Annotated in this window: 24 protein-coding genes; 17 read left to right on the top strand and 7 right to left on the bottom strand. The window is 70.5% G+C overall.

Features of this window, described 5'->3' with window-relative positions; genetic code table 11:
- The 14 genes from ACIBG8_RS39475 to asnB all read left to right on the top strand — a co-directional run bounded on the left by ACIBG8_RS39475 (position 1) and on the right by asnB (position 12,924).
- Positions 1-1,257 (top strand): beta-ketoacyl-[acyl-carrier-protein] synthase family protein, encoded by a 1,257-nt coding sequence (locus ACIBG8_RS39475; RefSeq protein ID WP_397348330.1) that lies wholly within the window; start codon positions 1-3, stop codon positions 1,255-1,257.
- Complete coding sequence (locus ACIBG8_RS39470; RefSeq protein WP_397348329.1) at positions 1,254-2,480, top strand: ketosynthase chain-length factor; 1,227 nt, start codon at positions 1,254-1,256, stop codon at positions 2,478-2,480. Before ACIBG8_RS39475 ends, ACIBG8_RS39470 begins: the two co-directional genes overlap by 4 nt.
- A 13-nt stretch (positions 2,481-2,493) precedes the next feature.
- Positions 2,494-2,751, top strand: coding sequence for an acyl carrier protein (locus tag ACIBG8_RS39465; protein ID WP_397348328.1), 258 nt, complete (start codon positions 2,494-2,496; stop codon positions 2,749-2,751).
- A complete protein-coding gene (locus ACIBG8_RS39460) occupies positions 2,748-3,203 on the top strand; it encodes an SRPBCC family protein (protein WP_397348327.1) in 456 nt (151 codons plus the stop codon). The genes ACIBG8_RS39465 and ACIBG8_RS39460 overlap by 4 nt, the downstream gene beginning before the upstream one ends.
- On the top strand, positions 3,200-3,667 hold the full coding sequence (locus ACIBG8_RS39455; RefSeq protein ID WP_397348326.1) for an anthrone oxygenase family protein: 468 nt from the start codon (positions 3,200-3,202) through the stop codon (positions 3,665-3,667). Before ACIBG8_RS39460 ends, ACIBG8_RS39455 begins: the two co-directional genes overlap by 4 nt.
- Positions 3,667-4,407 carry an SDR family NAD(P)-dependent oxidoreductase gene (locus ACIBG8_RS39450; RefSeq protein WP_397348325.1) on the top strand — a complete coding sequence of 247 codons (741 nt, stop codon included), beginning with the start codon at positions 3,667-3,669 and terminating at the stop codon, positions 4,405-4,407. Before ACIBG8_RS39455 ends, ACIBG8_RS39450 begins: the two co-directional genes overlap by 1 nt.
- Entirely contained in the window at positions 4,407-4,715 is a 309-nt protein-coding gene (locus ACIBG8_RS39445) for an antibiotic biosynthesis monooxygenase family protein (RefSeq protein WP_397348324.1), read from the top strand. Before ACIBG8_RS39450 ends, ACIBG8_RS39445 begins: the two co-directional genes overlap by 1 nt.
- Positions 4,712-5,005: an antibiotic biosynthesis monooxygenase family protein gene (locus ACIBG8_RS39440; protein WP_397348323.1), complete on the top strand. Its 294-nt coding sequence runs from the start codon at positions 4,712-4,714 to the stop codon at positions 5,003-5,005. The genes ACIBG8_RS39445 and ACIBG8_RS39440 overlap by 4 nt, the downstream gene beginning before the upstream one ends.
- Positions 5,006-5,116: 111 nt before the next feature.
- The gene (gene accA / locus ACIBG8_RS39435; RefSeq protein WP_397348322.1) at positions 5,117-6,757 is read left to right on the top strand and encodes an acetyl-CoA carboxylase carboxyl transferase subunit alpha; all 1,641 of its coding nucleotides are present in this window, start codon (positions 5,117-5,119) and stop codon (positions 6,755-6,757) included.
- Complete coding sequence (accB, locus tag ACIBG8_RS39430; RefSeq protein WP_397348321.1) at positions 6,744-7,178, top strand: acetyl-CoA carboxylase biotin carboxyl carrier protein; 435 nt, start codon at positions 6,744-6,746, stop codon at positions 7,176-7,178. Before accA ends, accB begins: the two co-directional genes overlap by 14 nt.
- A 9-nt stretch (positions 7,179-7,187) precedes the next feature.
- Positions 7,188-8,537 carry an acetyl/propionyl/methylcrotonyl-CoA carboxylase subunit alpha gene (locus tag ACIBG8_RS39425; RefSeq protein WP_397348320.1) on the top strand — a complete coding sequence of 450 codons (1,350 nt, stop codon included), beginning with the start codon at positions 7,188-7,190 and terminating at the stop codon, positions 8,535-8,537.
- 64 nt (positions 8,538-8,601) lie between these two features.
- Entirely contained in the window at positions 8,602-9,618 is a 1,017-nt protein-coding gene (locus ACIBG8_RS39420; RefSeq protein WP_397348319.1) for a ketoacyl-ACP synthase III family protein, read from the top strand.
- Positions 9,615-11,057, top strand: a complete 1,443-nt coding sequence (locus ACIBG8_RS39415) for a peptide MFS transporter (protein WP_397348318.1) — start codon at positions 9,615-9,617, stop codon at positions 11,055-11,057. The genes ACIBG8_RS39420 and ACIBG8_RS39415 overlap by 4 nt, the downstream gene beginning before the upstream one ends.
- Positions 11,058-11,070: 13 nt before the next feature.
- A complete protein-coding gene (gene asnB / locus ACIBG8_RS39410; protein WP_397348317.1) occupies positions 11,071-12,924 on the top strand; it encodes an asparagine synthase (glutamine-hydrolyzing) in 1,854 nt (617 codons plus the stop codon).
- Between the two features lie 63 nt (positions 12,925-12,987).
- Here asnB and ACIBG8_RS39405 read toward each other — a convergent pair whose 3' ends face one another.
- From ACIBG8_RS39405 to ACIBG8_RS39390, 4 genes are read right to left on the bottom strand one after another with little or no spacing between them, the layout of a single operon-like run.
- Complete coding sequence (locus tag ACIBG8_RS39405) at positions 12,988-13,866, bottom strand: NAD(P)-dependent oxidoreductase (RefSeq protein WP_397348316.1); 879 nt, start codon at positions 13,864-13,866, stop codon at positions 12,988-12,990.
- Entirely contained in the window at positions 13,866-14,600 is a 735-nt protein-coding gene (locus ACIBG8_RS39400) for an SDR family NAD(P)-dependent oxidoreductase (RefSeq protein ID WP_397348315.1), read from the bottom strand. The genes ACIBG8_RS39405 and ACIBG8_RS39400 overlap by 1 nt, the downstream gene beginning before the upstream one ends.
- A gap of 19 nt (positions 14,601-14,619) precedes the next feature.
- Complete coding sequence (locus ACIBG8_RS39395; RefSeq protein ID WP_397348314.1) at positions 14,620-15,495, bottom strand: hypothetical protein; 876 nt, start codon at positions 15,493-15,495, stop codon at positions 14,620-14,622.
- Entirely contained in the window at positions 15,492-16,484 is a 993-nt protein-coding gene (locus tag ACIBG8_RS39390; protein ID WP_397348313.1) for a methyltransferase, read from the bottom strand. The genes ACIBG8_RS39395 and ACIBG8_RS39390 overlap by 4 nt, the downstream gene beginning before the upstream one ends.
- A gap of 85 nt (positions 16,485-16,569) precedes the next feature.
- On the opposite strand from ACIBG8_RS39390, the gene ACIBG8_RS39385 reads away from it, so the two are divergent.
- The 3 genes from ACIBG8_RS39385 (at position 16,570) to nadE (ending at position 20,127) form a co-directional block, all read left to right on the top strand.
- Positions 16,570-17,556 (top strand): LLM class flavin-dependent oxidoreductase, encoded by a 987-nt coding sequence (locus ACIBG8_RS39385; protein ID WP_397348312.1) that lies wholly within the window; start codon positions 16,570-16,572, stop codon positions 17,554-17,556.
- Positions 17,557-17,591: 35 nt separating this feature from the next.
- Positions 17,592-19,130, top strand: coding sequence for a multicopper oxidase family protein (locus tag ACIBG8_RS39380; RefSeq protein ID WP_397348311.1), 1,539 nt, complete (start codon positions 17,592-17,594; stop codon positions 19,128-19,130).
- Positions 19,131-19,287: 157 nt separating this feature from the next.
- Complete coding sequence (nadE, locus tag ACIBG8_RS39375; RefSeq protein WP_397348310.1) at positions 19,288-20,127, top strand: ammonia-dependent NAD(+) synthetase; 840 nt, start codon at positions 19,288-19,290, stop codon at positions 20,125-20,127.
- Positions 20,128-20,137: 10 nt separating this feature from the next.
- Here nadE and ACIBG8_RS39370 read toward each other — a convergent pair whose 3' ends face one another.
- The 3 genes from ACIBG8_RS39370 to ACIBG8_RS39360 form a co-directional block, all read right to left on the bottom strand.
- The gene (locus tag ACIBG8_RS39370; protein WP_397348309.1) at positions 20,138-20,320 is read right to left on the bottom strand and encodes a hypothetical protein; all 183 of its coding nucleotides are present in this window, start codon (positions 20,318-20,320) and stop codon (positions 20,138-20,140) included.
- A 125-nt stretch (positions 20,321-20,445) separates the two neighbouring features.
- Positions 20,446-21,639: a T3SS effector HopA1 family protein gene (locus tag ACIBG8_RS39365; RefSeq protein WP_397348308.1), complete on the bottom strand. Its 1,194-nt coding sequence runs from the start codon at positions 21,637-21,639 to the stop codon at positions 20,446-20,448.
- On the bottom strand, positions 21,636-22,796 hold the full coding sequence (locus ACIBG8_RS39360) for a T3SS effector HopA1 family protein (RefSeq protein ID WP_397348307.1): 1,161 nt from the start codon (positions 22,794-22,796) through the stop codon (positions 21,636-21,638). Before ACIBG8_RS39360 ends, ACIBG8_RS39365 begins: the two co-directional genes overlap by 4 nt.
- Positions 22,797-22,798 lie beyond the last annotated feature (2 nt).

Here is a 22,798-nt window from a genome sequence, read left to right as displayed (position 1 = left end):
GTGGACGGCCGCACTGTCGTGGTGACCGGCATCGGGGTTGTGGCTCCAGGCGGTCTCGATCGCGAGGCGTTCTGGCAGCGCATCACCTCCGGCGTGCCGGCGACCAGGCGCATCACGTTCTTCGACCCCGAGGGGTTTCGCTGCCAGGTGGCCGCGGAATGCGACTTCGACCCGCGCGCAGCCGGGCTCTCCGCCCAGGAGGTACGCAGGATGGACCGGGCGGCGCAGCTCGCCGTCGTGGCCACCCGCGAGGCGCTGGCGGACGCGGGCAGCCCGCGGGTCGCCCCCGAGCGCACGGCCGTGTCCGTGGGCAACGCCGTCGGCTGCACGATGGGGCTGGAGCAGGAGTACACCGTCGTCAGCGACGGCGGGCGCAAGTGGATCGTGGACCACGAGTACGCGGTCCCCGAGCTGTACGACTACTTCGCCCCCAGCTCCCTGGCGCGCGAGATCGCCTGGGACTGCGGCGCCGAGGGCTCGGTCGCGGTCGTGTCGTCCGGCTGCACCTCGGGCATCGACGCGCTCGGCCACGCGGTCGGTCTGATCGCGGAGGGCTCGGCCGACATGGTGCTGGCCGGGGGGACCGACGCGCCGCTCTCGCCGATCACCGTCGCCTGCTTCGACGCGATCAAGGCCACGTCGACCTACAACGACCGGCCGCAGGAGGCGTGCCGTCCGTTCGACGGCGACCGCAAGGGGCTGGTTCTCGGGGAGGGAGCGGCGATGTTCGTGCTGGAGACCGCCGAGCACGCCAGGCGCAGGGGAGCGCGCATCTACTGCGCGATCCCCGGGTACGCGACGCGGGCCAACGGGTTCCACATGACCGGGCTGAAGCCGGACGGGCGGGAGATGGCCGAGGCCATCAGGACCGCGCTCGACCAGGCCCGCCTGTCGCCCGACCGGGTCGACTACGTCAACGCGCACGGGTCGGGCACCAAGCAGAACGACCGGCACGAGACCGCCGCGGTCAAGAGCGTCCTGGGCCACCGCGCCTACGACGTTCCGATGAGCTCGATCAAGTCCATGGTCGGCCACTCGCTGGGCGCCATCGGCGCCATCGAGGCGGCCGCCTGCGCCCTGGCGATCCAGCGGAACGTCGTGCCGCCCACCGCCAACCTGCACACCAAGGACCCCGAGTGCGACCTGGACTACGTGCCGCTGACCGCGCGGGACCACCGCACGGACGTGGCGCTGTCGGTCGGCAGCGGGTTCGGCGGCTTCCAGAGCGCCGTCGTCTTCACCGGGATGGAGTCATGACAGCCGTAGTGACCGGGCTCGGCGTGGTCGCGCCCAACGGGATGGGGGCAGAGGAGTACTGGGCGGCGATCTGCGATGGCAAGAGCGGCATCGACCGGATCAGGCGCTTCGACTGCTCCAGTTACCCGGTGACGCTGGCCGGCGAGCTGTCCTCCTTCGACCCCGCCGAGCACGTGCCCGGCCGGTTGCGGCCGGAGACCTCGATGATGAGCCACATCGCGTTCGCGGCCGCCGAGCTGGCGCTCGCCGACGCGGCGCTCGACCCTGACGACCTGCCGGAGTACGAGCGGGGCGTCATCACGGCCAACGCCACGGGCGGCGTCGAGTTCGGGCAGCGGGAGCTGCAGAACCTGTGGAGCAAGGGCCCCAGCCACGTCAGCGCCTACATGTCCATCGCCTGGTTCTTCGCCGCCACGACCGGGCAGCTGTCCATCCGCTACAAGCTGCGCGGCCACTGCGGCGTGGTGCTGTCCGAGCAGGCCGGCGGGCTGGACGCGCTCGGCCACGCGCGCCGGGCCCTGCGCGCCGACCACCGCATGATCATGGCGGGCGGCACGGAGTCCGCGCTCTCGCCGGCCGGCATCGTCGCCCAGATCCCCACGCGGCGGCTCAGCACGCGCAGCGACCCCGACCGCGCGTACCTGCCCTTCGACGCCGACGCCAACGGGTACGTCGCCGGCGAGGGCGGCGCGATCCTCATCGTCGAGGACGCGGACTCGGCTCGCGAGCGGGGGGCTCCGTCGATCTACGGCGAGCTCGCCGGCTACTCGGCCACCTTCGACCCCCGTCCTGGCAACGGGCGCCCGCCCGGCCTCGAACGGGCCATGCGGACGGCCATGGCCGAGGCGAAGGTCCACCCGCGCGACGTCGACGTCGTCTACGCGGACGCCTGCGGCGTACCCGAGCAGGACCTGATCGAGGCGGCGGCCATTACGGCGGTCTTCGGGCCCTACGGGGTGCCGGTGACCGCGCCCAAGACGATGACCGGCCGGGTGTACGCGGGCGCGGGCGCCCTGGACGTCGCCACCGCGCTGCTGTCGATCAGGGACGGCCTCATCCCACCAACAGTAAACGTCACCAGGCTCGCCGAGGGGTGCGCCATCGACCTCGTCAGGGAGGGGCCACGACCGGCACCCGTACGCACCGCGCTGGTTCTGGCGCGCGGCTACGGAGGTTACAACGCGGCGCTCGTCGTGCGCGCCGCGAGCAGCGAAGAGAACTGAGAGAGGAGACGCGATGCCGGAGTTCACCACCGACGACCTGCGCTCGGTCATCCGGGCCACGGTCGGGGTCGACGACTCGGTCAACCTGGACGGCGAGATCGGCGACGTGCCGTTCCGCGACCTGGGATACGACTCGCTGGCCGTACTCGAGATCGCCAACAAGATCGAGAAGCAGTACGGCGTGGCCGTGCCCGACGACATGATCGTCGAGCTGGAGACCCCGTGGCAGCTGATCACCTTCGTCAACAAGGCAGGGGCGGTGCGGTCATGAGCGCGCGGACAGAGGCGACCGTCGTCGTCAACGCCCCCATGGACCTGGTCTGGGACATGACCAACGACCTGGAGAACTGGCCGAACCTGTTCACCGAGTACGCCAAGGTCGAGATCCTCCACCGGGAGGGCGACACGGTCAGGTTCGAGCTGACCATGCACCCGGACGAGAACGGCAGCGCCCACTCCTGGGTGTCTGAGCGCACGGCGGACAGGAAGACGCGGACCGTGCACGCCCACCGGGTCGAGTCGCACGCCTTCGACTTCATGAACCTCTTCTGGACCTACACCCAGCTCGACGAGGGTGTGGAGATGACGTGGGTGCAGGAGTTCCACGTCAACGAGGCGATGTCCTACGGCGACGAGGACATGGCCAACCACCTGAAGAAGAACACGGCCATCCAGATGGCCGCCGTAAAGGAGCGGATCGAGGAGGCCGCCCAGCGGCAATGATCTGGCTGCTCCTCCCGCTGGCGCTGGCGAGCGGCGGGCTCGCCGCCGGCGGACTGATGATCGCCTCCCTGGGCGGCGCCCCGCTGCTGGAACGGCTGCCGCGGGACGAGTACATCCCCGTGCACCAGTTCCTGGTGACCAGGTTCGACCCGTTCATGCCGATCTGCATGATCACCGCGACCGCGTGTGACCTGGCGCTGGTGTTCACCGCCCCGGGAAGGGCCGTGATCCCGCTGCTCGTGGCGCTCGCCGCGCTGCTCGGAGCGATCTACGTGTCGCTCGTGAAGAACGTCCCGATCAATCGATTCGTGGCCGGCCTCGACCCCGAGGACCTGCCCGAGGACTGGGCGTCGGTGGACCCCAGGGTCCGCTGGCGCAACTGGAACCTGCTGCGCACCGTGTTCGCCGTGACCGCGCTGGCCGGCAATGCCGTGGCAGCCTCGCTCGTGCTCGGAGGAGTCTGATGGATCTGCGACTGGATGGTAAGACCGCCCTGGTCACCGGGGGGACGAGGGGGATCGGCCGATCCATCGTGCTGAACCTCGCCCGCGCCGGTGCGAACGTCGTGACCTGCTCGCTCTCGGGCGGGGAGTCGGCGATCGACCTCATGCGGGAGCTGAAGGAGCTGCCTGGAGAACACCGCGTCATCCGCGCCGACGTCCGGAGCGCAGACGACATCGCCTCGCTGGTCGAGGAGTGCGGGCCGAGCCTGGACGTCGTCGTCCACAACGCGGGCGTCATCAGCCACAAGTCGGTCGAGGACATCGAGCCCGACGAGTGGCACCGCATCGTCGACACCCACCTCACCGGCGCCTACCAGCTCGTCCGCGCGACGCTGCCGCTGCTGGGCGAGGGGTCGTCCATCATCGCGATCGGCTCGCGGGTGGCCTCGGTCGGCCTGGCCCAGCGGACCTCCTACACGGCGGCCAAGCTCGGCCTCGTCGGGTTCTTCCGCTCGCTGGCCAAGGAGCTCGGCCCGCGCGGCATCCGCGTCAACGTGGTGGAGCCCGGGGTGATCGAGACCGAGGCCGCGCTGAGCCTGAGCAAGGAGCAGTACGCCGCGCTCCAGGCCCGCTACAAGCAGCTCACCTCGCTCGGCCGCCTCGGCACCCCGGACGAGGTCGCCGACGTCGTGCACTTCCTGGCCGGTCCCCAGTCCCGTTACGTCACGGGCACCGTCATCCGCGTCGATGGAGGAATCTGATGACCTTCCGCGTGCAGATCCGCTTCGAGATCAACCCCGGCATGGAGAAGGGGTTCGAGGACACCTGGTTGTCGATCGGGTCGGTCATCACCGGCGACCCGGGCAACATCGGGCAGTGGCTCAGCCGCGACGCCGAGGACGAGAGCGTCTACTACGTCATGAGCGACTGGGTCGACGAGAAGCAGTTCCGCGAGTTCGAGCACAGCGCCGCGCACGTCGAGCACCGCACCAAGCTGCACCCCTTCAGGCGCGGCGGCTCGATGGCGACCATGGAGATCGTCCACGCGCTGCGCGGAGCGGCCGCGTGAAAGGCCGCGCCCGCGTCATGGTCTGGTACCTGGCGCCCACCGACGACCCCGACGTCATCGAGCGTTCCTACGAGCAGATCAGCGGGGGTCTCGCAGGGACCCCCGGCCTGATCGGCAACGAGCTGCTCAAACGGGCCGATGATCCCCGACGCGTGATGGTGATGAGCGAGTGGGAGGACCTGGCCAGCTTCCAGAAGTGGGAGACGGGCGCCGACCACCGGTCCACGACGTCCCCGCTGCGTCCCTTCGTTGATCGGTACGAAATCTATGAAGTGGTATCCGCCTTCTGAGTCCGAGGAACCTGGCCCCCTGTGGAAGGTCCTGAACATGCTCGCGATGACCGGCATCTGCTGGTTCGGCCCCTTTCCCCCGCCGCCTCCTGAGGAGTACGAGGAGGACCGATGGCAGTGACCTGGGCAGCCTGCGACGGCTGCGGCTCCCTGGTGTACGGCAAGCGGTTCGCCAGAGAGCTGGGCGTGTGCCCGGAGTGCGGGCACCACAGCCGTCTCAGCGCGCCGGAACGGCTGGCGCAGCTCCTCGACCCGGGGTCCGCCCAGCGGCTGGCGGTCGCGCCCACGCTGGTGGACCCGCTCGAGTTCGTCGACGACCGCCCCTACCTCAAGCGGCTCGGCCAGGCGCGGGAGCGGACCGGGCTGCAGGACGCCGTGGTCTGCGCCCGCGGCCGGATCCTGGGCGTCGAGGTCGTGGTGGGCGCGATGGACTTCCGCTTCCTCGGCGGCAGCATGGGCGTGGCGGTCGGCGAGGCCATCGCGGGAGCGGCGGACACCGCCGCCCGCGACCGCGTCCCGCTGATCCTGGTGACCTCGTCCGGCGGGGCGCGCATGCAGGAGGGCATCTGGTCGCTGCTGCAGATGGCCAAGACGAGCCAGGCGCTCGCCGAGCTCGACGCCCTGGGCGTGCCGACGATATCCGTCATCACCGACCCCACCTACGCGGGGGTCGCCGCGTCCTTCGCGACCCTCACCGACGTGATCATCTCCGAGCCCGGCGCCAGGATGGGGTTCACCGGGCCCAGGGTGATCATGGAGACCATCGGCGAGACCCTCCCCGAGGGTTTCCAGACCGCCGAGACGCTGCTGCGCTGCGGCCTGATCGACGCCATCAGGCCGCGCGGCGAGCTGCGCGCCACCCTGGCAGGCCTGCTCAACCGCGGCCGCCCGGCACGGAACGCCGGGAGCGGCGGGGCGCTCATCCGCCGCGTCGAGGAGCTTCCCGCCCGCGACGCCTGGCAGGTCGTACGGCAGGCACGCGACTCGGGCAGGCCGACGGCGCTGGACTACATCGCGCAGCTGGTCGACGGGTTCTGCGAGCTGCACGGCGACCGGGCTGCCGGTGACTGCACGGCGATCGTGGGCGGCATCGGCCGCGTCGAGGGCCGGCCCACCATGATCATCGCGAACCAGAAGGGCCACACGACCTCCGAGCTGATCGCCCGCAACCACGGCATGGCCACTCCGGACGGCTACCGCAAGGCGGCCAGGCTCATGCGCCTGGCCGAGAAGTGGGGGCTGCCGGTGATCACGCTGATCGACACCCCCGGCGCCCACCCGGGCGTGGCGGCAGAGGAGCATGGTCAGGCCATCGCGATCGCCGAGAGCGTGCGGCTCATGTCGCAGCTCCGCACCCCCACCGTGGCGGTCGTCACGGGCGAGGGCGGCAGCGGCGGCGCGCTCGCGCTGGCCGTCGCCGACCGGGTGCTGTGCCTGGCCGGAGCGGTGTACTCGGTGATCAGCCCTGAGGGGTGCGCGGCCATCCTGTGGCGCGACCGCGCGCACGCCCCGCGCGCCGCCGCCGCGCTGCGCGTGGACGCGCGCGAGCTGCTGGGGATGGGCATCGTGGACGGCGTGATCCCCGAGCCGGCCGGGGGCGCGCACAACGATCCCCTGCTGGCGGCCGAGCTGCTGCGGCACGGGCTGCGCGCCGCCTTCGCCGAGGTGACCGGCGTGCCCATCGACGAACTGCTGGCCGCCCGCAGGCGGCGCTACAGAGAGATCGGAAGAGAGAACCATGTCAGAGCCTGAACCGGAGATCGTCGACGGGCTCGTCAAGGGCGCGGAGCGGCTGATCCGCACCTCGGAGCGGCCGCTCAGCAGGGTCGTGGTGCGCTCGGGCGAGGCAAGCGTCGAGATGGAGTGGCCGTCCGTCCCCCAGGCGGCGGTCGTGGTCGAGCCCGTGCTCGCCGTACCCGACGAGTCGCGCGCCTTCGTGCGCGCGCCCATGGTCGGAACGTTCTACCGGGCACCTGAACCCGGCGCGGACCCCTTCGTCCGCTCCGGCGATTTGGTGGAGCTCGGCGCCCAGATCGGGATCCTCGAGGCGATGAAGATCATGAACCCGATCCAGGCGGACGTCGAGGGCATCGTGAGCGAGGTCCTGGTGCCCGACGGCACGCAGGTCGAGTACGACCAGCCGCTCGTCGCCATCGAGCCCGTCGGCAGTTGAGGAGCCAGCATGATCGACACCGTGCTCATCGCCAACCGGGGCGAGATCGCGCTCCGGATCGCCAGGACCTGCCGCGAGATGGGCATCAGAACCGTGGCGGTCTGCTCGACGGCCGACATGGACTCGGCCGTCGCCAGGCTCGCCGACGAGGTCGTGTGCATCGGGCCGCCGGCGGCCAAGAAGAGCTACCTGAGCATCCCCGCGATCATCGAGGCGGCCAAGCGGAGCGGGGCGCAGGCCATCCACCCGGGGTACGGCTTCCTGTCGGAGAACCCCGACTTCGCCGAGGTCTGCGAGGAGGAGGGGCTGCGCTTCATCGGCCCGCCGCCGCAGATCATGGCTCGGCTGGGCGACAAGGCGCAGGCCAGGGCGATGATGTCGGCGGCCGGGCTGCCCGTGCTGCCGGGCGGCGACCACCCTCCGGACGACGCGGCCGAGGCGAAGGCGGCCGCCGACGCCGTCGGCTACCCGGTGATACTCAAGGCCGTCGCGGGCGGCGGCGGCCGGGGCATGCGGGTGGTGCGCGACCCGCGCGACCTCGTCCGCGCCTTCCACGAGACGCGGGCCAGCGCCCGCGCCGTCTTCGGCGACGGGCGGCTCTACCTGGAGCGCTACATCGAGTCCGCGCGGCACGTCGAGGTCCAGGTGCTGCTCGACAGCCAGGGCAACGGCATCCACCTGGGCGAGCGGGACTGCTCGGTGCAGCGGCGCCACCAGAAGCTCATCGAGGAGACGCCCGCTCCCGGGCTCGACCCGTCGCTGACCACGCACATGTGCGAGGTCGCGGTGAAGGCGGCGGCCGCCGTCGGCTTCACCGGCGCGGGGACCTTCGAGTTCCTGGTGGAGGGCAGTGACTTCTACTTCATGGAGGTCAACTGCCGCATCCAGGTGGAGCACCCGGTGACCGAGGCCGTCACGGGGCTCGACCTGATCCGCGAGCAGATCCGAGTGGCCTCCGGGCTGCCGCTGGAGCTCACCCAGGACGGCGTGGTGCCGGTCGGCCACGCCATCGAGTGCCGGGTGAACACCGAGGACCCCGAGCGCGGGTTCGTGCCGACAGCGGGCACGCTGACCGACTTCCGCCCGCCTGGCGGGCCGTTCACCCGCGTGGACACCCACGGCTACGCCGGGATGACGATCACGCCGGACTACGACTCGCTGCTGGCCAAGGTGATCACGTGGGGCGGCGACCGGCAGACGGCGATCGCCCGCATGGACCGGGCGCTGAGCGAGTTCGTCGTCGAGGGGCGCGGCATCGGGACCACGATCGGGCTGCTCCGCGAGGTGCTCCGGGCGCCGGACTTCCTCGCCGCCAGACACGACACGATGCTGCTGACCCGGATGCTGGGGGCGCCATGAGCGAGCTTGTCGAGCTCATCAATGAACATGGCCTTTCGGTCATGGGGCCGACGAAGGAGGCCCCATGACCGAGCTCTTTGTCGCTGGGACGGGGCGGTGGTTGCCGCCCAGGATGACCCTGGAGGCCGCGGTGGCCGAGGGGCTGGTCGACCCGCGCGCCGTGTGGCGCGACGGCGTCGTCTCCGTCCGCGTCTCGGCGGGCGAGTCAGGACCCGAGATGGCCGTCCGCGCGGCACGCGCGGCCCTGCACGCGGCGGACGGCCATCCCGATGAGATCGACCTGGTGCTGCACGCCTGCATCTACCACCAGGGGCACGACCTGTGGGCCCCCGCGTCCTACGTCCAGGACGCCGTCGGCGCCGGGCGCGGCCTGGCGGTCGAGGTGCGCCAGCTCTCCAACGGCGGGATGGCCGCGATCGAGCTCGCCGCCGGATACCTGGCGGGCAACAGGGCCAGGCGGCAGGCGCTGATCACCACGGGCGACCGGTTCGCGCTGCCCGGCATGGACCGGTGGCGCAGCGACCCGGGCACCGCCCTCTCGGACGGCGGGACCGCGCTGGTCCTGTCCACCGTCGACGGGTACGCCAGGGTGCGCGCCCTCGTGTCGGTCTCCGACCCCTCGCTGGAGGGCATGCAGCGCGGCGCTGACCCGTTCGGCACGGCCCCGCTGGACGCGCGCCGCCCGATCGACGTCGAGCCGGCGCACCGCAACTACATGGCCACGGCCGGGCTGGACGCGATCCTGGACCGCCTGCACGCGGGCGGGCAGGAGGCGTTCAAGCGCGTCCTGTCGGAGGCCGGCGCCGAGCTGGGGGAGATCTCCTGGTTCGTCCTGCCCAACCTGGGGTTGCCCCGGCTGAAGGAGTACTTCCTCGACAAGTTCGACATCCCGCTCGACCGCACGCTGTGGTCGTGGGGGCGGGAGATCGGCCACCTGGGCGCGGGCGACCAGATCGCCGGGCTCGACGAGCTGGTCGTCTCAGGACGGTTGCGCCCGGGGCAGCTGTGCCTGCTCGCCGGGGTCGGTGCGGGATTCACCTGGTCGTGCGCGGTGGTCGAGCTGCTCAGGGAGGCGTCATGACGGTCCTGGCGAAGTGGCCGCGCTGGTTCGGCACGCTGTTCGTGGTCGACATGTGGGAGCGCTTCAGCTTCTACGGCATGCTGGCCATCCTCTACCTCTACCTGGTCGCGCCGCGTACGCGCGGCGGGATGGAGATGGCCCCGCACACCGCCGCCGCGCTCTTCGGGATCTACATGGCGCTGGTGTTCATGGCGGCGCTCCCCGGCGGGTGGGTGGCCGACCGGGTGCTCGGCGCTCGGCGCGCGGTCATGGTCGGCGGCAGCCTGATCGCGCTGGGGCACCTGTGCCTGGCCGTACCGGTCGAACCCGCGCTCTACCCGGGGCTCGGGCTCATCATCGCCGGAACGGGGCTGGTCAAGCCCAGCATGGCGGCGATGATCGGCGAGATGTACCCGGGCCAGCCGGAGCGGCGCGAGGCGACCTTCTCCATCTTCTACATGAGCATCCAGGTCAGCGCCCTGTTCGCGCCTCTGCTCGTCGGAGCTGCGGCCGAGTGGGTGAACTGGCACCTCGGGTTCGGCCTCGCGGCCGTCGGCATGGTCGCCGGGCTCGTGCACTACGCGGTCGGCCAGCGCAACTTCGGCGACATCGGCGTCCACCCCGCCAACCCGGCCACCGCGGAGGAGCGGAGCAAGGTGCTGCGCGGGGCCCTGCTGTGGGGCGGCATTCCGATCTCGCTGGTCGCGATCGGGCTCGCCGCCGGGGTGCTCACGGTGGACCGGGTGCTGATCCTCATCGGCCTGGTGCTGCTGGGCTCGCCGATCCTCTACTACCGCCGCCTGAGCCGCGGCCCGGCGGGCGGGCCCCGGCTGCGGGCGTTCGTCTGGATGCTGGTCGCCTCCGCCGTCTTCTGGATGTTGTACGCCCAGGGACCGGCTCTGATGAACCTCTTCGCCCGCGACGCCGTGGACAGGACGCTGGGCGGCTTCGAGATGCCGGCGAGCTGGTTCCAGTCGGCGCAGCCGCTCTTCCTGCTGCTGCTCGCCCCCGTGTTCGCGATCCTGTGGACGCGGCTCGGCTCGCGCGTAGGCACCCCGCCGAAGTTCGTCGCCGGGCTGCTGGCCGGGGGGATCTGCTTCGTGGTCATGGCCATGGCCGCCGCCCAGGCCGAGCTGGAGCTCATCTCGCCGCTGTGGCTGCTCACGGTCTACCTGCTGCTGGTCTGCGGCGAGCTCGTGGTGGGCCCGGTCGGGCTCAGCCTCGCCGCCGAGGTGGCGCCGCACGGGCACACCAGCCGCGTGCTGGGGCTGTTCTGGATGTTCGCCGCGATCGGGGCGGCGATCGGCGGCCGCCTGGCCCAGCTCACCACCGTGATCCCGCTCCCGCTCTACTACCTCCTGCTCGGCGTGGTGGGAACCGCAGCCGCGCTCGTGCTGGCGGCGGGCGCGGGAGCGCTCGGACGGCGCCTGCGCCTGGAACCGGTCAGCGAGAAGACCTGATCACCTGAGGGAAATGGAGATCGACATGTCGGGCATCGCCGGATGGGTGGACACCCAGAGAGATCTGTCGAGGGAGACGAACACGGTCCGCGCGATGGCGGGGGCCATGGCCTGCAGAGGGCCGGACGGGGAAGGCGTCTGGACGTCGGGCGCGGCGGTCATCGCCGCCCGGCGCAGGGACCTCAACGGCCCGGACGTCCAGCCGGTGGTCGTCCAGGGTGTCGTCGTGGCCTGCGCGGGCGACGTCTACAACGCACCGGAGCTCCGTACCGAGCTCCAGGCGCGCGGGCACCACTTCGAGACGTCGAGCGAGGCCGAGGTGATCGCCCGCGCGTTCCTGGAGTGGGACACGGCGCTGGCCACCAGGCTGACCGGCATCTACGGCATCGCCATCTGGGACACCCGAGCCCAGGAGCTGATCCTGGTCCGCGACCGGCTCGGCGCCAAGCCGCTGTTCTACGCGCCGGTCGGCGAGGGCGTGGTCTTCGCCTCCGAGCGCAAGGCGCTCCTGGCCCACCCGCTCGTCCAGTCCAGGGTCGGCGTCGAGGGGCTGCGCGAGGTGCTGTCCTATGCGGGCACGCCGGGACAGGCCGTGTTCGAGGGGATGGCCGAGGTCCGGCCAGGACACCTCATCAGGATCCGCGGGGAGCGCACGACGCAGGAGCGCTACTGGCGGCTGGAGGCCGGCGGGCACACCGACGACCTCGACACGACCGTCGCCACGATCCGCGAGCTGCTGGACGGCGCGGTGCGGCAGCAGATGCGCGCCGACGTGCCCCTGTGCGTCATGCTCTCCGGCGGCCTCGACTCCAGCGGGCTCACCGCGATGGCCGCCCGCGCGCTGCGCGAGCGCGGCGACGAGCCGCTGCGCACGTTCACCGTCACCTTCGGCGCTGAGGAGGACTTCCGCGCCGACGAGGTGTGGGGCACGCCGGACGCGCCGTTCGTCCGCCAGATGGTCGAGGCGGTCGGCGCCACGCACACCGACATCGTCCTGCGCGCCGGTGACCTGCTCGACCCCGTCATCAGGACCAACTCCCTGCGCGCCAAGGACATCCCCAGCCCGCTGGGCAACATGAACACCTCGCTGTACGCCCTGTGCCGCGCCATCGCCGAGCACGTCCCGCTCGCCCTGCTGGGCGACGCGGCCGACGGCATCTTCGGCGGGAACATGTGGATGTCGATGCCGCCGCTGCTCAAGGCGGAGACCCTCCCGTGGGTGGCGATGGCCCAGTGGGGCGGGGGCAAGCACGGCATGGGCACCGACCTGCTCGATCCCGACCTGCTGGCCACGCTCGACGTGCCCGGCTACGCGGCGCAGCGCTACCGGGAGTCCATCGGCGACGTCGTCTCCCTGCCGGACGACACGCCGGAGGAGAAGCGGATGCGCGAGGTGTGGCACCTGGGCGTGACCAACTGGCTGGGGACGCTGCTGCCGCACGGGGAGTCGATCTCCCAGGCGGCGGGGCTCGCGTTCCGCCTGCCGTACCTGGACCACGACCTGGTCTCCTACGTGTACGGCGCGCCGTGGGCGATGAAGAGCTTCGACGGGCGGGAGAAGAGCCTGCTGCGCGCCGCGCTGCGGGGGCTGCTGCCGGACACCGTCCTGGAGCGGCGCAAGACGCCCTATCCGACGCCGCAGGACGACATCTACGCGCGGGCGCTGTGCGCGGAGCTCATGGAGATCGTGAACGACACCTCGGCGCCTGTGTCCGCGCTGATCGACGCCGAGGCGGTCAAGCGGTTCGCCGCCGAGCCGGGAGAGCTGGTGAGCGGGCCGCGGGCGTGGGTGTCTCGCACGCACGCCGAGATGGTGCTGCAGCTCAACGACTGGCTCGACCTGTACCGCGTGCACCTGACGCTGTGACCTCGAAGCGCCCAGAAACCCCTCACAAAGGGAGTGAGGGGTTTCTCCTTTCGGGTGGAGGCGCTACTTGACCTGGGTGCTGGTGAAGAGCTCGCAGACGGCGGCCGCGTCGTGGTCGCCGTCACCCCTTCCGACCACCTCGGCGAACTGACCGGCAGCGCTCTCCGTGACCGGCAGGCGCAGGTTCGACAGCGCCGCCTCGCCCAGGACGAGGCGGAGGTCCTTCTCCATCAGCGTGGTGCGGAACGCGGCTGGCGTGTAGCGCCGCTCCTTCATCACCGCCGCGCGGAAGCTCATGACCATCGAGCTGAACCCGCTCTCCGCGATCGCCGTCAGCAGCATGTCCCGGTCGAGCCCCGCGCTCTCCCCGTAGCTGACCGCCTCGGCCAGCGACGCGAGCTGCGCCCCCAGCAGCAGGTTGAAGGCGAGCTTCATGGCAGCGGCCCGCCCAGGCTCGCCCAACTCGTAGATCTGCTGGCCGAGCGCCTCCAGGATCGGCCTGGCCCGCAGGACGTCGGCGTCGTCACCGGCGACCAGCACGCGCAGCCCCCCGGTACCCGCCAGGAACGGGTTGCCCAGGACGCACGTCTCCACCCGGTGCGAGCCCGCGTCGGCCACCCGCTGGGCGGCCAGGCGCGAGTAGGCGGGGGAGACCGTGCTGGTGTCCAGGACGAGGGTGCCCGGCCGTACCGCGGGGAGGGCCTGGCGGAACAGGACGTCCTCCACGGCGTTCTCGTCGGCCAGGCTCAGCAGCAGGACCTCGGCCTCGGCCGCCGCCTCGGCGGCCGAGCCGCCGACCGCGGCGCCCTTCCCGGCCAGCGGGGCGGCCCGCTCGGCCGTACGGTTCCAGACGGTGACCTGGAACCCGGTGTCGAGCAGCCGGGCGGCCATGCCGGAACCCATCGAGCCGAGCCCCAGCACCGCCACGTCGCGGACGGACATCAGATGCCTCCGTCCACGGTGATCGTGGCGCCGGACAGGTAGGACGACTCGTCGCTGGCCAGGAAGACCACGGCCTTGGCGATGTCGTCCGGCTCGCCCAGGCGCCCGAGCGCGGTCGCCGCCTTGATCCGCTCCACGATCTGCGGCGGCGGGCCGTTGCCCTCGGAGGAGATGATCCCCGGCGCGAGGACGTTGACCCGGATGCCGCGCGGGCCCAGCTCCTTGGCCAGCGACCGGCTCCAGCCGATCACCGCGGCCTTGGAGGCGGTGTAGTGGCTGCGGAACGGCTGCCCGCGCTCGGCCGCCGAGGCGCCGATGTTGATGATCGTCGAGTTCTTGTCCATCAGCGGGAGTACGGCCCGCGTGACCAGGTGCAGGGCGGTCAGGTTGGTGTCGAGCACGCGATGCCACTCCTCGGGCTCCAGCGCCTCGATCGGCGAGTGCCCGTCCACCCCGGCGTTGTTGACCACGACGTCCAGGCCGCCGAACAGCTCGCGGCAGGCGCCGGCGAGCTGTTCCACGTCCTCTGGCCTTCGCACGTCCGCCTGGAGGACGCGGTGGCCGGGGCCGAACGACTCAAGTTCTCGTTCGAGATCGGCCGCAGCCTCTCGGTCCTCGCGGTAACACGTGACCACCCGCGCCCCGTGGGCGGCGAGGGCCAGGACGATAGCGCGGCCGACGCCGCGGCTGCCGCCGGTCACCAGGCTCCGCTTCCCGTTCAGCTGCAGACTCATCTGGCTGGCTCCGTTCCGTTCAGGTGAGGGTGATCAGGGTGAAGGCTCCGTCCCAGGCCCTGGGCAGGCCGGTGCGCGGATCGGGCATATAGGTCCACAGGGCGTACAGACCTGCGGTCAGGGAGGTTTCCAGCACGGCGACGTATCCGGGGGACAGGGGGGCCAGCCCCGTCGGCTGCCCGATGAACGGCATGCTCGGCGGCTGTTTCCCCTCCCTGAAGGCGTCGAAGGCCGCCTGCAGCTCGGCCGCCGTGGTGCCCGGCTTCACCGGCATGAAGACGACCTCGTTCAGCCCGTCGGAGCCGTTGACGACCAGGTAGCGGCCGCGTGCGGGCAGGCGGGGACCGGTCACGGCGAACCTGGTGCGGGTGCCCGACTGCCACAGCGCGATGGTGGCCACGCCCGCCGGATAGCGGCCGGGCGACGCGCCCTTGACCGCGATCTCGCGGACGACCGGCGCCACGTCGGGGTTCTGGTAGTCGAAGGAGATCAGGTGGTAGCGCCCAGGCGCGATGATCTGGGTGAACGTCACGGGGATCTGGGCCGTCACGACCGCGCCGCCGAGCCCGTCAGCCGCCTCCTCGATCGCCTTGGCCGCGGCCTTGCGCACCTCGGGGTCCTTCGAGGAGACCTTGGCGAGGTGCCCGAGGTAGGTGTCGATGGTGACGCCGGAGCGCAGCCGCAGGAAGACCACCGACAGCGCGGGGCCGGAGGAGCGGACGCGGAAGGTCACGACGCCCTGGGGGATGCTCGACGGAGCGGTCATCGAGCCCGCTGCGACGACGACGTCGACCTCTTCCCGCCCCTTGGCAAGAGCGGGCGCGCCCAGGGCCGCGCTGCCCAGGACGGCGGCGCCGCCGGCCAGGAGGCCGCGCCGCCCGATCGCCGCTTTCACTTCTCCCCCTTGCGTCCGGTGACCATGACGTCGGGGTCGCTCAGCGGGACCAGCTCGATCTGCCCGAAACCGGCGGTCGTCAGCCACGAGCGGGCCTCCGCCTCGGTGTACTCCGAGCCGCCCCGCGTGATGAGGCGCATGTTGAGGCTCATCAGGAACGTGTCGGGCGCGCCGGGAGCGCTCTCCTTGAGGGCGTCGTAGATGACCACCTGGCCGCCGGGCGGCAGCGCGTCGTAGGCCTTCTTCAGCAGCGCGGTCCTCGCCTCGTCGTCCCAGTCGTGCAGGACGTGGCCGAAGATCACCACGTCGGCCCGGGGGAGCTGCTCGGTGAAGAAGTCGCCGCCGATGAACTTGATCTTGTCGGTCAGGCCCAGCTTCTCCATGTGCTCGTGGAACGCCGGTTCCACCTGCGGCAGATCGAAGGTGATCCCGGCCAGGTGCGGGTGCGCCCGGACGATCTCGGCGGCCAGGTTGCCACGCGCGCCGCCGACGTCGACGAACGAGCCGTGCGCACTCCAGTCGAAGGCCTGGGCCAGCGCCGGGCCGACGGCCGCCGCCGCGCCGTCCATGGCCTGCATGAACTGCGTGACCCTGCTCGGCTCCGCGTAGAGCACGTCGAAGTTCGCCGCGCCCTGGAAGCCGGGCTCTCCCGTACGCAGCAGGCTGGTCAGGGCCTGCCAGTTCTTGTAGTGGAAGTTCAGGAGCAGGAAGAAGCCGCCGATGTAGGTGCTCTTGGCTGAGTCGAGGTACACCGAGGCGTCGCGGCTGTTGGCGTACCTGTCGCCGTCGCGCACGAGCAGTCCGAGGCCGGCGAGCGAGTCCAGCCAGTCGCGGCAGGCGCGAGGGTGCAGGTCCAGCCGTTCCCGGATCTCCGGTTCCGTCAGCGGCTTGGCTCCCAGCGCGCTGAACAGGTCCAGTTCGACGGCGCTGAGCAGCACCTTGGAGGCGAAGTACGAGCGCGCGAGCCGTACGAGATCAATGTCTGCCATGTTTTCGACCCTGGCACGGGGCACTCGGGGCGGCGTCCAACGCGGCTCGACTGCGCCACCAGCGGGTACGGCGATACTTCGTCGCATGCGCTTGGGACTCAATCTCTTCTCCCCGGATGCGGGAGCCCTACTCGACCACGCGGAGCGGCTGGGGTTCTCCTACGCGCTCGCCCCCGAGGGGTTGCGTGACGCGGTCGGCATGATCGGCTGGGCGGCCGGCCGTACCACGACGATCAACCTGGTGTCCGGGGTGTGCCAGATCCCCGGGCGGACCCCGTCGATGATGGCGATGACGGCCGCGTCGCTCGACTCCCTGTCCGGCGGGCGCTTCCGCCTCGGGCTCGGGATCTCCAACTCCGTCGCCACTGAGGGCTGGCACGGGCGGCCCTTCACCGCGCCCCTGGCGAGGACCAGGGAGTACGTCGAGATCGTCCGGATGGCGTTGCGCGGCGAGGAGGTGCGTTACCAGGGCGAGCACTACCGGCTGCCGATGGAGGAGGGGGCGGCGGCGCTCCGGCTGCACGCTCCCGCCGGCGTCCCGATCTTCCTGGCCGCGGTCGGGCCGCGCAACCTGGAGCTCGCCGGCGAGATCGGCGACGGGTGGATCGGCACGTTCCTCTCGCCGGAACGGGTGCGCGAGGCGGTCGCGCTGATGGGCAAGAAGGCGCCGCTCGCCCAGGACTTCGAGGTGTTGCTCACGGTGCCGATGGCCATGGGGAACGCACCGCTTGCCGAGCTGGCCGCGCCCATCCGACGTTTCGCCGCGCAGTTCCTGAGCATGGGACACCGCGGGGAGAGCTTCTACTACCGGATCGCCGAGGAGATGGGGTTCGGCGAGGAGGCCGCGGTGATCCAGGACAGGTACAACGCGGGCGACGTGGCGGGGGCGATCGAGGCCGTGCCCCTGGAGTTCGTCGACGGGATGTCGCTGCTGGGGTCGCCGTCGCGGATCGCGGAACGGCTGGCGGCCTACGCCGAGGCCGGGGTCACCGCGATGTGCGTGGGGCCCATCGCGGCCACGTCGGAGCAGCGCCTGGCAGCTCTGACCGCGATCGCCGAGCTTGAGGTGTAGTCTGTCTACATATGAAGCCGACGAGAGGATCGTCGATGAACCTGAATCGACGGGACGTTCTGCGTGCGGGGATGGGGATAGCCATCCTTCCCCTCATTCCCGCCTGCGGCAACGGCAACCTGCAACAGCAGGCGAGCACGGGGAGGGTTCTGGCCAGCAAGATCCCTCTGCCGAAGCCCTTCAAGGTTCCCCTGCCCATCCCGCCGGTGCTGAAGCCGGCGCGTACGGACGGCACCACCGACTACTACGACATCGTGCAGAAGGCGGCCAGGATGGAGATCATCCCTGGCTACCAGACTGATATCTGGGGATACAACGGCATCTTCCCCGGGCCGACGATCGTGTCGCGCAGCGGCCGCCAGACCAAGGTGACCCACCACAACGAACTGCCCGTCCCCGTCGCGGTCCACCTGCACGGCGGCGTGACGCCCGCCGAGCACGACGGATACCCGATCGACCTGATCATGCCGGCTTCCGGTGGGCACAGCGGCCACTCCATGAAGGGGCGCACCACCAACCTGCAGCGGGAGTACGACTACCCGATCAACCAGCCAGCCGCCACGCTCTGGTACCACGACCACCGCATGGACTTCACCGGGCCCGCCGTCTGGCGGGGGCTGGCGGGGTTCCACCTCGTCCACGACGACGTGTCCGACGCGCTGCCGCTGCCCAAGGGGGACCACGACGTCCCGCTCATGATCGTCGACCGGGCCTTCGGTGAGGACGGGTCGCTGGCCTACCCCTCGCTCTCGCCCGACCTCACCGGCGCTCCCGGGGTGCCCGAGGAGTACATGCAGGGCGTCATGGGCGACGTCATCCTGGTCAACGGCGCGCCGTGGCCGGTGATGGAGGTTGACAACACCCGCTACCGGTTCCGTATCCTCAACGCCTCCAACGCCCGGCGCTACGAGCTCGCGCTGGAGCCGGCGAGCACGCAGTTCGTGCAGATCGGCAGCGACGTCGGGCTGCTCGGGGCGCCGGTGAAGCACAGCAGGATCCCGATCTCGTCGGGCGAGCGGTTCGACGTGATCATCGACTTCTCCGCCTATCCCGTGGGGTCGGAGGTGACGCTGCGCAACACCTTCGGTGAGAACGGCACGGGGCAGATCATGCGCTTCCGCGTCGCCAGGCAGGGGCGGGACCAGAGCTCGATCCCCGGGCGGCTGACCAACTTCGAGCAGCTTTCCGCCGACTCGGCCGTGGCCACCCGGAAGATCAACTTCACCGAGGGGGCGAACAACGGGCACATGGCGTGGGTGATCAACGGCAGGGTGTTCGATCCTGAGCGGGCTGACGTGCGGTCCAAGCTGGGGACGGTCGAGCGGTGGCAGATCATCACCGACCAGCACCATCCGTTGCACATCCACATGGCGCACTTCCAGGTGCTCAACCGCGCCAACGAGGGTGAGATCCGGCCCACGGACGTGGGCTGGAAGGACACGATGGACATCGAGGACAACTCGCTGGTTGAGGTGCTGGTGAAGTTCACCGGGTACCAGGGGCGTTATGTCTTCCACTGCCACAACCTCGAACACGAGGACATGGGCATGATGGGCAACCTGGACATCTCCTAGACCGACGGCCCGCCGTACCCAAGAACGCTTGGAAAGCCCCATGCAGGGATGTCCTCCCATCTACGCCCTCTCTCCTTTTGAGGGGAGAGGTGTGTGGGAGGTCGTCATGGCGGTGCCGGTCGTGGGGTTGGGGGAGGGTGGACAGTACAGTACGTGCGTGGTGAACGTACGGGAGCAGATCCTCGCCGAGCTCGGTGTCAAGGCGGCCATCGTCCCCAAGGTGGAGGTCCGGGAACGGGTCGACTTCCTCAAGGACTACCTGCGCTCGTCCAGGTCCACGGGCTACGTGCTCGGGATCAGCGGCGGCCAGGACAGCGCGCTCACCGGCAGGCTGTGCCAGCTCGCCGCCGAGGAGCTGCGGGCCGAGGGGCAGGAGGCGACCTTCGTCGCCGTCCGCCTGCCGTACGGCGTGCAGGCCGACGAGGAGGACGCGCGGATCGCCCTCGACTTCATCCGCCCCGACCGTACGGTCACCGTGAACGTGAAGCCGAGCGCCGACGCGGTCGCCGCCGAGGTGGCTCTCGGTGCGGGGGACCTGCTGGGCGAGGGCGGACAGCTGCGTGACTTCGTGCGCGGCAACATCAAGGCGCGCGAGCGCATGGTGATCCAGTACTCGATCGCCGGGCAGCTCCGCATGCTCGTCGTGGGCACCGACCACGCGGCCGAGGCGGTGACCGGCTTCTTCACGAAATATGGCGACGGCGGCGTGGACCTCACCCCGCTGACCGGGCTGACCAAGCGGCAGGGTGCCGCGCTGCTGCAGGAGCTGGGCGCGCCGCCGAGCATCTGGCGCAAGGTGCCGACCGCCGACCTGGAGGACGACCGGCCCGCGCTGCCCGACGAGGTGGCGCTCGGCCTGACGTACGCGCAGCTCGACGACTACCTGGAGGGTGCGGACGTCACGCCGGAGGTGGCGGCGAGGGTGGAGTCCCTGTTCCTCGCCACCCGCCACAAGCGCGCCGTCCCCGCCACCCCCCTCGACGACTGGTGGCGCTGACCGCCCAGACTCACCCGAGCTGAGCGCCCCGGACCCGCCCAGCTGACGCCCGGGACCGTCCAAGCTGGCTGCCCGGGCCTGAAGACCCCAGGTTGGCCGTCCAGAGCAACCCCGGCACGTCGCGCACGAACCGCCCCCGGCGCACGCCGACGCGGGCAAGCGTCCGGCCGTGGTCGAGGGCGGCTACGGTCACCGCTCCTCGTCCGCCAGGATCCGCCCGGCGACCGCGCTGGTGAGCGGGTCGCCTCGACGACCTGCCGCCGGTCCTGCTGTGGCTGACCTCCTTCGGGGGAGGGGCGGACCGGTGGGTCGGTGCGTCTACGCCTCGCGGATGTGGCGGTGTGGTCGTTCCGGGTCGACCTTCGCCTTCTCCAGCGCCTCGTAGACCAGCCGCTCGAACTCGTCCTTGTCGCCGATCACCTCCTTCTTCTTGATGACCCCCTGGATGATCTCCGCCCGCGTCCTGGTGAAGCTGCGCTTGAGCGCGTCCACGAACGCCTTCGGCTCCTCCGCCCATGCGATCCCCGGGCTGACCCGCGAGTAGAACGGCGCGAACCCCTCGCCCACGTCGTCCTTGCCGATCGCCCCGCTGATCGCGTCGACGATCCTGTCGCCGACCGGATCGCTGCTCGTGTCCTCAGGATCGGCCAGGCCGTAGTAGAGGACGAGCTTGTCGTGCTTGATCAGCGCCCCGCCCAGCCCCGGCTTCTTGGACAGGTAGATCTTGTACTGCCAGAAGTGCTTGGCCGTCACCGGGTCCACGAACAGCTTGTTGAGCGCGTCGGCGACGTTCAGCCCCGCCTTCTGCGAGTTGACGTTGACGATGATGCGCCGCATCCGCCCCTTCTTGTTGCGGCTGTCGCCGTTGGCGTTGTACACGCGGAAGTAGTCGCCGCGCGCGATCGCCTGCTCGTTGTTCTCCGGCCCCTTCGGCGGCACCGGCGCCGAGACGAACGGGTTGTACTTGTCCCAGCTGCTGTTGTACCTGGCGAGGTCGTGCCGGTACTTCTGCCACGCCGCCCTGGAGTTGCCCACCCCCTGCGCGACGATGGTGGCGTTCTTCTGCGCGTTGAAGGACTTCCACTGCGCGTCGGAGATGGGCACCTTCGCGTAGTCGGAGCGGGCCGTACCCATCAGGCTGTAGATGCTCCGCTCGACCTCGTCGGACGAGCGGCGGCGGCCGGTCATCCCGTTGTAGTACTGGTCGTAGATCTCGTCGAGGGTGGTTCTGGCCGACTTGCGGTTGAGGTCGTAGCGGGCCTGGTCGTCCGGGTGCGGGAGCAGGTCGCGCTTGGACACGCTGCGGAGCGGGACGCTCGGGGCGAGCAGGAGGGGACTCTCCTCCTCGCCCAGCATGGCGACGCGCCTGGCCGGCCTCGTGGGGGTCTCGTCGTCGTCGTCGACCACGGCGATGAGCCTGGACGGCTTCGCGGGCTGGACGCGCACCTTCTTCCTGGAGGAGGCCGGCGCCTTCTTCTTCACCTGGGAGTGTTCCGGGTGCGTGGTCGTCATGTCTTCGCTCCCACGAGGTGGCGGTGCGGCCGCTCCGGGTCCACACCCGCTGTCTTGAGCGCGTCGTTGACCAGGCGGATGAACTCGGCCTTGTCGACGACCTTGTCCTTCGACTTGATCACGCCCGAGATGATGTTGCTCCGGGTCGTGGTGAAGCTCTCCTGGAGGGCCTCGACGAAGTGCTTCGGCTCCTCGGCCCAGGCCACGCCGGGGCCGAGGATGGAGTAGAAGGGGGCGAACCCCTGGTCGACGTCGGTGGGCTTGATCGCCCCCGAGATCGCGCTGACGATCTTGTCGCCTCTGACGTCGGCGCCGTCCAGGTCGTCCTTCATGGCGTAGTAGATGACGAGCTTGTCGTACTTCGCCGTGGTGACGTTCTCGCCCTTCTCCGAGAGGTAGATCTTGTACTCGCGGATGCCCGGTCCGGCGTCGGGGTCGGTGAACAGGTCCTGTACGGCCTTGGCCACCCTGAGCCCGGCCTCCTGCGACTTCACGTTGACGATGATGCGGCGGGACTTGCCCTTGAGGTCCTTGGTCAGGTCGGGCCGCAGGTTGTGCACGTGGAAGTAGTCGCCGTTCAGGACGGACTCGTCGTTGGTCTTCGGGCCGGTCGGCTTCTTCGGCCGGGTCGCGGGCCTGGTCGCCGGGTCGGCGGTGGGCCAGTCGTTGTACGCCTTCAGCGCCTTCTCGTAGGCGCTGACCTTCTGGCCTTTGACGCGGACTGCCTTGTTGGTGACGTTGAAGGCGGTGAACGTGTCGTGGGCGACGGGGTTCTTCATGTACTCCGAGACGCCCTTGCCCATCATCCCGTAGACCTTGTTGATCCGGCCGTTGAGGTCGAGGCGGTCGCCGGTCTTGGCGTAGAACGCGTCGTAGATGGTGCCGAGGGCGTCCTCGGTGGACTTCTTGTTGTAGGCGTACCTGTCGTCGTCGCTCATGTCGTGGGTGACGGCCGGCACGGTTCGCCTGGTCTTGGCGATGGGCCGGAGCGGCGCATCCTTGGGCAGCACGTGCTCCGACTCGGTGGTCTTCACGCCGGGGGCGAAGGTGACCTTCGGCTTGAAGGACTCCAGCTCGATGTCGGCCCCCTGCTGCTGCCTCGTGACCTTGCGGGTCGGGGGCTTCTTGGGCTTCTTCGAGGAGAACGGCCAGGGCATGG

The sequence above is a fragment of the Nonomuraea sp. NPDC050556 genome (assembly GCF_044457355.1).
Lineage (GTDB): Bacteria > Actinomycetota > Actinomycetes > Streptosporangiales > Streptosporangiaceae > Nonomuraea.
This window is presented reverse-complemented; position numbering and strand designations above follow the sequence as displayed.

Coding starts and splice junctions, on each gene's coding strand:
- ACIBG8_RS39470 (WP_397348329.1), top strand. CDS start 1,254: ATGACAGCCGTAGTGACCGGGCTCGGCGTGGTCGCGCCCAACGGGATG.
- ACIBG8_RS39465 (WP_397348328.1), top strand. CDS start 2,494: ATGCCGGAGTTCACCACCGACGACCTGCGCTCGGTCATCCGGGCCACG.
- ACIBG8_RS39460 (WP_397348327.1), top strand. CDS start 2,748: ATGAGCGCGCGGACAGAGGCGACCGTCGTCGTCAACGCCCCCATGGAC.
- ACIBG8_RS39455 (WP_397348326.1), top strand. CDS start 3,200: ATGATCTGGCTGCTCCTCCCGCTGGCGCTGGCGAGCGGCGGGCTCGCC.
- ACIBG8_RS39450 (WP_397348325.1), top strand. CDS start 3,667: ATGGATCTGCGACTGGATGGTAAGACCGCCCTGGTCACCGGGGGGACG.
- ACIBG8_RS39445 (WP_397348324.1), top strand. CDS start 4,407: ATGACCTTCCGCGTGCAGATCCGCTTCGAGATCAACCCCGGCATGGAG.
- accA (WP_397348322.1), top strand. CDS start 5,117: ATGGCAGTGACCTGGGCAGCCTGCGACGGCTGCGGCTCCCTGGTGTAC.
- accB (WP_397348321.1), top strand. CDS start 6,744: ATGTCAGAGCCTGAACCGGAGATCGTCGACGGGCTCGTCAAGGGCGCG.
- ACIBG8_RS39425 (WP_397348320.1), top strand. CDS start 7,188: ATGATCGACACCGTGCTCATCGCCAACCGGGGCGAGATCGCGCTCCGG.
- ACIBG8_RS39420 (WP_397348319.1), top strand. CDS start 8,602: ATGACCGAGCTCTTTGTCGCTGGGACGGGGCGGTGGTTGCCGCCCAGG.
- ACIBG8_RS39415 (WP_397348318.1), top strand. CDS start 9,615: ATGACGGTCCTGGCGAAGTGGCCGCGCTGGTTCGGCACGCTGTTCGTG.
- asnB (WP_397348317.1), top strand. CDS start 11,071: ATGGAGATCGACATGTCGGGCATCGCCGGATGGGTGGACACCCAGAGA.
- ACIBG8_RS39405 (WP_397348316.1), bottom strand. CDS start 13,866: ATGTCCGTCCGCGACGTGGCGGTGCTGGGGCTCGGCTCGATGGGTTCC.
- ACIBG8_RS39400 (WP_397348315.1), bottom strand. CDS start 14,600: ATGAGTCTGCAGCTGAACGGGAAGCGGAGCCTGGTGACCGGCGGCAGC.
- ACIBG8_RS39390 (WP_397348313.1), bottom strand. CDS start 16,484: ATGGCAGACATTGATCTCGTACGGCTCGCGCGCTCGTACTTCGCCTCC.
- ACIBG8_RS39385 (WP_397348312.1), top strand. CDS start 16,570: ATGCGCTTGGGACTCAATCTCTTCTCCCCGGATGCGGGAGCCCTACTC.
- ACIBG8_RS39380 (WP_397348311.1), top strand. CDS start 17,592: ATGAACCTGAATCGACGGGACGTTCTGCGTGCGGGGATGGGGATAGCC.
- ACIBG8_RS39365 (WP_397348308.1), bottom strand. CDS start 21,639: ATGACGACCACGCACCCGGAACACTCCCAGGTGAAGAAGAAGGCGCCG.
- ACIBG8_RS39360 (WP_397348307.1), bottom strand. CDS start 22,796: ATGCCCTGGCCGTTCTCCTCGAAGAAGCCCAAGAAGCCCCCGACCCGC.